A 7,143-nucleotide genomic window follows, 5' to 3' on the forward strand; every position below is an offset into this window, starting at 1 on the left:
AGCAGCAAATTATGGATGCACAACAAAAAACGGCCCCGAGCAAACAGGCCACGGCCAAGGCAAAAATGCTCAGTGGGTCGGCCTGGATGACAGCGGGGAGCGTATTGTCGCGAGTGCTGGGTGCACTCTACATTATCCCTTGGGTTACCTGGATGGGTGCCTACAGTGATCAGGCCAACGCGCTTTATGCCAAAGGGTACAACATCTACAATCTGTTTTTGGTGATTGCAACGGCTGGGATTCCTTCGGCGATGTCCAAACTGGTCGCTCACTATAATGGGATAAATCAGACCAATATCAGTAAAAAGCTATATCATACCGGGATGTACGTTTCGATGGCAACTGGGGTGATTTCAGCTTTGATTATGATGTTTGGCGCGGCACTGCTTGATGGTGGTGATCCCAACGAAATTCCAGTGATTCGCTCGCTGGCCTGGGCCGTACTTTTAATTCCCAGCATCAGTATTTCAAGAGGGTATCTGCAAGGGTACAGCTGGATGGCACCGTCAGCAATCTCGCAATTGATTGAGCAGCTCTTGCGTATCATCTACATGCTGGGCGCCACTTATCTGGTCATGAAGATCCAAAAAGGGAGCTGGGTTCTGGCCGTTACGCAATCGACTTTTGCTGCCTTTATCGGCGCCTTGGGGGCGGCTGCCGTTTTGATTTTGGCACGAATTCACTACCGGAAACCGATGGAAGAAATGGCAAAAAGCAGCTTGGATGCAGCTGATATCTCAACGCTGCAGCTGATTGGCAAGATTGTCTACCAAGCGATTCCATTTATCATAATCGAGTCGGGGATTACGATCTTCCAACTGATTGATCAATACACCTTCTTTAAAATGATGCCATTGGTTGGTCACTTTACCTACTATCAGATGAATACGGTCTATGCCATGTTCAGCTTCAATGCCAATAAGCTCTATATGATTATTATTGCTGTGGCATCATCAATGGCAACGACTGTAATTCCACTGCTGGCTCATGCACGAGCTAAAAACGATCAAGCCGGGATGCGGACACAAATCGAAAACGCCTTAGAGTTGTTTTACTTTATTATGGTACCGGCCTCTTTAGGACTGGTTGCCGTGGCACCACAAGTCTATACCGTCTTTTACCGTTATAATCAAGCCGGGATTGTCATCTTGGAGTTTGCCGCGTTTGCTTCGATTGCAATGGGACTCTACAGTGTAGCCGCGGCCATGATGCAAGGAATCTCGGAAAACCGTAAGATGATGAAGATCCTTGGCATCGGGCTGATCATCAAACTGGTTTTACAGTTCCCATGCATCTGGCTGTTAAAAGGGATGGGGCCATTATTGGCAACGGCATTGTCCATGGTCATAATGAATTATCTGATCTTACATTCGTTCAACATGGAATTTGGTCTGCACTTTGAAGAAATGACCAAGCCGACCAATCAGATTCTGGCCTTTTCATTGGTGATGTTTGTAGTCACCAAGCTGGTGATGGCCGGTCTGGGACTGTTGGTTAACCCGCATGGTCGCTATGCTGCATTCTTCTTGTTGGTAGTTGGTGTGGCCGTTGGTGGCGGTATTTATGCCTACCTGGCCTTGAAGTCGCGCTTGGCCGATCATCTGCTGGGTGCACGTGCTGAGCTTTTGCGAGAACGATTGCATATGAGTTAGTGTAATCAAAGAAATCCTCGTCTTAATTTAAGACGGGGATTTCTTTGATACTAGAGCAATTCGTAATGGCTTTCTTCAGTAGTTGCTACTAGATCGTCATTGTGGTTATCCAGGTAAAAAATGGGATGTTTTGTTTTGCATTAATATTTGGTCAAAAAAGGTCAAAATATTTAACAAGCTGATCAAGACGTGCTAAAACGTAGTCGTAAACAAGAAAGGAGAGCTGATTTTATTATGGAAATCAATGAAACAACGATTAGCCAGATGAAGAAGTCTCATTTCGACGTTACGGACAGCAACAACCAAGAAGTTGATCTGACCAAGCTGAATGAAGAGCCAAAAGACGCCAAGCTGGAATTGCGGGCTTCAGGTCAGATCGTTCAAGATAACATGACGCCAAAACAGATTGCCATCTCGGTTAATGATCTGTTTGCCGCCTAAATTAACGAATATAAATTAAAAACCATGATGCCTTGCTTAAGGCATCATGGTTTTATTAGTTATTAGTCCATAAAGCCAATATGCGTTTCACTGCCTTGGTTAGCTACTTTTTTCATGAAGCCAGGCAAGGCATGACTAATCTGGTGCGGCAAGACGATGTACTGGTTTTCGGCAATCTGATCAGCCACGGCACTGTGCGCATAAACGGCGGCCAAAACAGCATTTAATCCGGCATCCTTAAATTCAGCCGTGAATGCACCAACCATTCCGGCCAAAGTATCGCCCATGCCACCAACGGCTTGGGCTGCTGAGCCGATTGGCAGCTTAAAGACTTGATCGCCACGATAGATCTCGGTATGATGCTTTTTCAATACCACGGTTGCATCCAGTGCTTGGACGGCTTTTTGATTGGCTGCAACGGTCTGATCAGCAATCTTGATTCCTGAAAGCCGCTGCCATTCCATTTGATGAGGCGTGTAGACGACGTTGATGTCACAGGCTGGCTGCTTGAGATGCTCGCGAGCCATCAAGGTAATTGCCGAACCGTCAATTACCAGTGTCTGGCCATCATGCACGTACTCAAAGACGTTTTTTAGAATATGCAGACTTTGGGCATTGTCACCCAGTCCTGGGCCAACGACTACCGTGTCTGCTGCTACGATCAGGTCGCCAACCAACTGATCGTCGTTAAAGTCGGCAAACATGGCTTCCGGCAGCTGAGCATGTAGGGCTGCCGAGTTGGCTGGATCGGTAGCGGCCGTAACCAGCCCGGTACCGCCATATACCGCTGCCGTTGCTGCCATAATGATGGCACCACCAAAGTTTTCGTTGCCACCAACCAGCACGATCTTGCCAAAGGTGCCCTTAAAGCTTTCCTGTGGGCGAGCTTTAATGACTTGATGCAGAATTGACTCATCCAGATTTTGCATTTTGATACTCCCTTTAATTAATCCAATAAAATCCACTGACGATTGATCCGTAAATCAACCTCAAATAATGTTATCATTAATTTTAACAATGTGACTAATATTGGAGGTTTTTTTATGACTGATTGGTTAAAAGCCGCACAATCCCAAAAAGAAGAATATCTGAATGATCTGACTGCGCTGATCAAGATTCCCAGCGTGCGCAATGATGATGAGGCTACGCCAGAATACCCACTTGGTCCAGCACCGTCTTTGGCATTGAAGACGTTTTTGGAAATGGCTGAACAAGACGGCTTTCGCGTTAAAAACATCGACAATGTAGCTGGTTTTGCAGAGTGGGGCGAAGGTGATCAGACCCTGGCTATTTTGGCTCACTTGGACGTTATGCCGGCAGGAAAAGGCTGGGAGACCGATCCATTTGATCCCGTGATTAAAGATGGCAATTTATATGGTCGGGGCGTTTCTGATGACAAGGGACCAGGAATGGCTGCCTACTATGCACTGAAGTATTTAAAGGATCATGGGGCCGTCTTTAAGCAAAAGGTGCGCTTTATCGTTGGTACCGATGAAGAAAATGACTGGACGGGGATGAAGCGCTACTTTGAAGTTGAACCGGCTCCAACCTATGGCTTTTCACCAGACGCCGAATTTCCACTGATTAATGGTGAAAAAGGGCAGGTGTCCTTGCTGTTGGACATTGATGGCGGCAATGATGGCGAGGTGATCTTAAAGCGCTTTGACTCTGGGCTGCGCTTCAACATGGTGCCACGCGATGCTGAAGCCGTAATTGAAGCCGCAGACAATGAAGCCATTGCCACGGCCTTTACCGACTTTTTGGATGAAAACCCAATTACTGGAAGCATGGAAACCGATTCTGAAGGGATTAAGCTGATCGTAGTCGGCAAGGCAGCCCACGGTATGGAACCAGAAAAAGGCATCAATGCCGGTACCTATTTGGCGACGTTCTTAAAGCAGCTTGATATTCGTGGTCATGCTGGTGACTTTATCGATTTTGCCGCCAGCTACCTGCATCTGGATACGCGCGTCAATAACTTCAACGCGGCGTTTGCAACGGATAAGATGGGTGAAATGACGATGAATGCCGGGATCTTGAAGTTTGATCAGCACGATGGCGGCCACATTGACATGAACTTCCGCTATCCGGAAGGCATCACGGCTGATGAGATCCTTAATCGCATCAAGCCGGTTGCCCAAGATCATAATTTTGCCATCAGTCGTAATCAAGGCGAAGTGCCACACTATGTTGATGCCGATGATCCAATCGTTACTACGCTTTTGAAGGCTTACATCGACCAGACTGGCGATCAGACGGCTCAAGCCGAGGTTGTTGGTGGGGGAACCTATGGCCGCTTAATGAGCCGCGGGGTTGCATTTGGAGCTTTAATGCCAGACACGCCAAATACGATGCATCAGCCAAATGAGTTCCAGCCCGTTGATGATCTGATCAAATCAATGGCCATTTATATGCAGGCAATTCATGACTTAGTAGTTGAATAAGGAAAACATATTGTTCAAGAAACCGTTTTCGTGGTAAAATAATAGCAAGGAAAACCAATGTAGATTTTCTTAATTAAGGTTGTTTTATGGAGGTGGCAATAATGAGTGAATACAAGAACTTGTTAGTTGGTGTCGATGGCTCCGAACAATCCAAGATGGCAGTTCAAAAAGCGATCGACATTGCTAAGCGCAATAACGCTAAGCTGCATCTGTTAAGCATCGTCAACGGTGAACGCTATCCAAACACGAGTACGGTTGGCTATGGCTTCATTGATCGTGACATCTACAAGAAAGCTACGGACGAAATGACCAAGGAGCTTGCCGAGATGAAGAAGAAGGCAGAGGCTGCTGGGGTCACAGATGTCGTTACCGATGTCAAGATCAGCAATGCCAAGCTGGAACTGACGGAAGGTTATGCTAAGGAACATGACGTTGACCTGATTTTGGTTGGGGCAACGGGTCTGAACATGATTGGTCGGATGATTGTCGGCTCCACGGCAGCTTATGTAATTCGTCAAGCCAACTGTGACGTCATGGTTGTCAAGACCGATGAAAACAACAAGAAGCTCAACGTTAAGATGGAAAGCTACCCAGAAATCTAGCAGCAAAACAATTAAGGCTGAACTTTTCTAAACAGAGGTTGGGAATTAACCCAACCTCTTTATTGTTTTCTGGATAATAATGCCTCAGCGCAGTAGCTGGCTGGCAGTTCAAATGCTGATAAATCAGCATTTGACCGACCTAGCCAGCCTTGCGGAGTTTTTTCTCACTCTCTTTTTTAATGCAGCGGTTGAGAAGATCTGGCTGAAATTATGATATCCTTAGCCGAGGTAATGTTATATAATTGGCACTGCACAAGGTTAAGGGTAAGGGAGTGGAGTACATGAACTCGCGCACGAAAATGTCTTTGGGCATTATCGCAACGCTTCTGGTCATCATAATTGGAGTGATGACCTGGCATCAAAGAACTCATTTTAACAAGAATACAACCATCAATGGGGTAGCCGTTGGTGGAATGACTGCTCAGCAGGCTTATGATAAGGTTGCTAAGACCAAATTGACCAATGAGGTAACGCTGGATGGCAAGGTGATCTATCAAGGCGAGTCCAGCAGTGCCAGCTTTACTAAAAACGATTTGAGCAAGTTTGAAAAAGCACTTAAAAAGCAAGCAACGTTCTTTCCTTCCAGCAAGGCCAAAAACGTCAAGGTGGTGCCAAGTCATGTTGATAGCACTCGGCTTGCGGCCATGCGTGCGGCTTTAAAGGCCAATATCGAAAAAGAAAATGCTGGTCGCAAGGCACCGGTTGATGCCAAGGCCGTTTTGGCAAATAGCAAGGTAACGATTAAGCCGGCCCGAAAAGGCAATCGCTATGATACGGAAGCATTGCTAAAAGACTTTGACCAAAATTCGGCCAACGTCAAAATCGTATTGCACAAACAGTATCAACAGCCGCTGACAGCCAATAGCAAGACCGTTAAGCAAGAAGCCGTTAAGCTAAAGGCTTTGTTAAATCAAAAGCTGACCTACCAGGTAGAAAACAAGACCTATACGCTGACGACCAATGATATTATTACCAAAGCTACGTATCTGAATCATCAATATCAATTTGATACGACAGCGCTAAACAAGCTGGTCAAAAAGGTCAATCAGAATCAGTCAACGCTGGATAAGAGCTTTACGTTTACCACGCATAGCGGCAAACAAATCAAAACGGCTACGGGCGGATCATATGGCTGGCGGCTCAGCGATACCAAGGCAGCTGCCACGCTGACCAAGGCCTTGATCAACCACCAGACCAGCGTTAATGCCAAAAGCGACGTCTATGGGGTTGGCTATAACACTGGTGGCATTGGCTATGGTACGACCAGCAATCACGGGATCGGCAATACCTATGCTGAGGTTTCGATTTCAGATCAACACGTCTGGTTCTACAAAGACGGTAAATGCGTTTTTGATGCCAGCGTGGTTACCGGTAAGCACAGCAGCGGTGATGATACGCCTAAAGGAGTCTGGTACATCATGTACAAGCAGCGCAATACCACCTTGCGCGGGACCAGTGACAATGGCTCAGCTTATGCCTCACCGGTCAGCTACTGGGCACCGTTTACCGACAGTGGTTGTGGCTTCCATGATGCCAGTTGGCGAACGGACTGGTCGAGTACGGCTTATCTCAACAACGGCTCCAATGGCTGCGTCAATATGCATCCAAGCGATGCCGGCACGGCCTACGATGCATTGAGTCAATATGAACCGGTTATCGTTTACTAGATAAAAAAGGCTGGGAATTAACTCAACCTCTTAACTATTTTATGGATAATAACGCCTCAGCACAGTAGCTGGCTGGCAGTTCAAACGCTGATAAATCAGCATTTGACCGACCTAGCCAGCCTTGCGGAGGTTAGAAGACAAACTCTGGAAATCGGTCGCAAGCTGATTTTCGGAGTTTTTTCTCACTCTCTTTTTTAATGCCAACGATCGTTTTTTGACGTAAAGAATACCAGAGGGAATAGAAAGGATGATTTCAATGTGGCAGATTGTAAAATTTAAGTTGAACATTTAAGTGGACAGAAAAACCCATAAAGGTCTTTAATGGTGTTGCTAAACT

At 46.4% G+C, this 7,143-nt stretch carries 6 protein-coding genes; 5 read left to right on the forward strand and 1 reads right to left on the reverse strand.

The window, feature by feature from the left end; translation table 11 throughout:
• Positions 1 to 11: 11 nt before the first annotated feature.
• A complete protein-coding gene (locus QOS03_RS05960) occupies positions 12 to 1,652 on the forward strand; it encodes a putative polysaccharide biosynthesis protein (RefSeq protein WP_272208324.1) in 1,641 nt (546 codons plus the stop codon).
• Positions 1,653 to 1,886: 234 nt separating this feature from the next.
• Positions 1,887 to 2,093, forward strand: coding sequence for a hypothetical protein (locus QOS03_RS05965; RefSeq protein ID WP_169462612.1), 207 nt, complete (start codon positions 1,887 to 1,889; stop codon positions 2,091 to 2,093).
• Between the two features lie 62 nt (positions 2,094 to 2,155).
• Here QOS03_RS05965 and QOS03_RS05970 read toward each other — a convergent pair whose 3' ends face one another.
• Complete coding sequence (locus tag QOS03_RS05970) at positions 2,156 to 3,022, reverse strand: NAD(P)H-hydrate dehydratase (RefSeq protein WP_272217662.1); 867 nt, start codon at positions 3,020 to 3,022, stop codon at positions 2,156 to 2,158.
• Positions 3,023 to 3,136: 114 nt separating this feature from the next.
• Here QOS03_RS05970 and pepV point away from each other — a divergent pair, with 114 nt between their 5' ends.
• The 3 genes from pepV to QOS03_RS05985 all read left to right on the forward strand — a co-directional run bounded on the left by pepV (position 3,137) and on the right by QOS03_RS05985 (position 6,806).
• Complete coding sequence (gene pepV, locus QOS03_RS05975; RefSeq protein WP_272215745.1) at positions 3,137 to 4,537, forward strand: dipeptidase PepV; 1,401 nt, start codon at positions 3,137 to 3,139, stop codon at positions 4,535 to 4,537.
• A 101-nt stretch (positions 4,538 to 4,638) separates the two neighbouring features.
• Positions 4,639 to 5,139 carry a universal stress protein gene (locus tag QOS03_RS05980; RefSeq protein WP_240936906.1) on the forward strand — a complete coding sequence of 167 codons (501 nt, stop codon included), beginning with the start codon at positions 4,639 to 4,641 and terminating at the stop codon, positions 5,137 to 5,139.
• Between the two features lie 281 nt (positions 5,140 to 5,420).
• A complete protein-coding gene (locus tag QOS03_RS05985; RefSeq protein WP_283575710.1) occupies positions 5,421 to 6,806 on the forward strand; it encodes a L,D-transpeptidase family protein in 1,386 nt (461 codons plus the stop codon).
• The last annotated feature ends 337 nt before the right edge of the window (positions 6,807 to 7,143 follow it).

Source organism: Limosilactobacillus pulli (assembly GCF_947381555.1).
GTDB classification, from domain to species: domain Bacteria; phylum Bacillota; class Bacilli; order Lactobacillales; family Lactobacillaceae; genus Limosilactobacillus; species Limosilactobacillus pulli.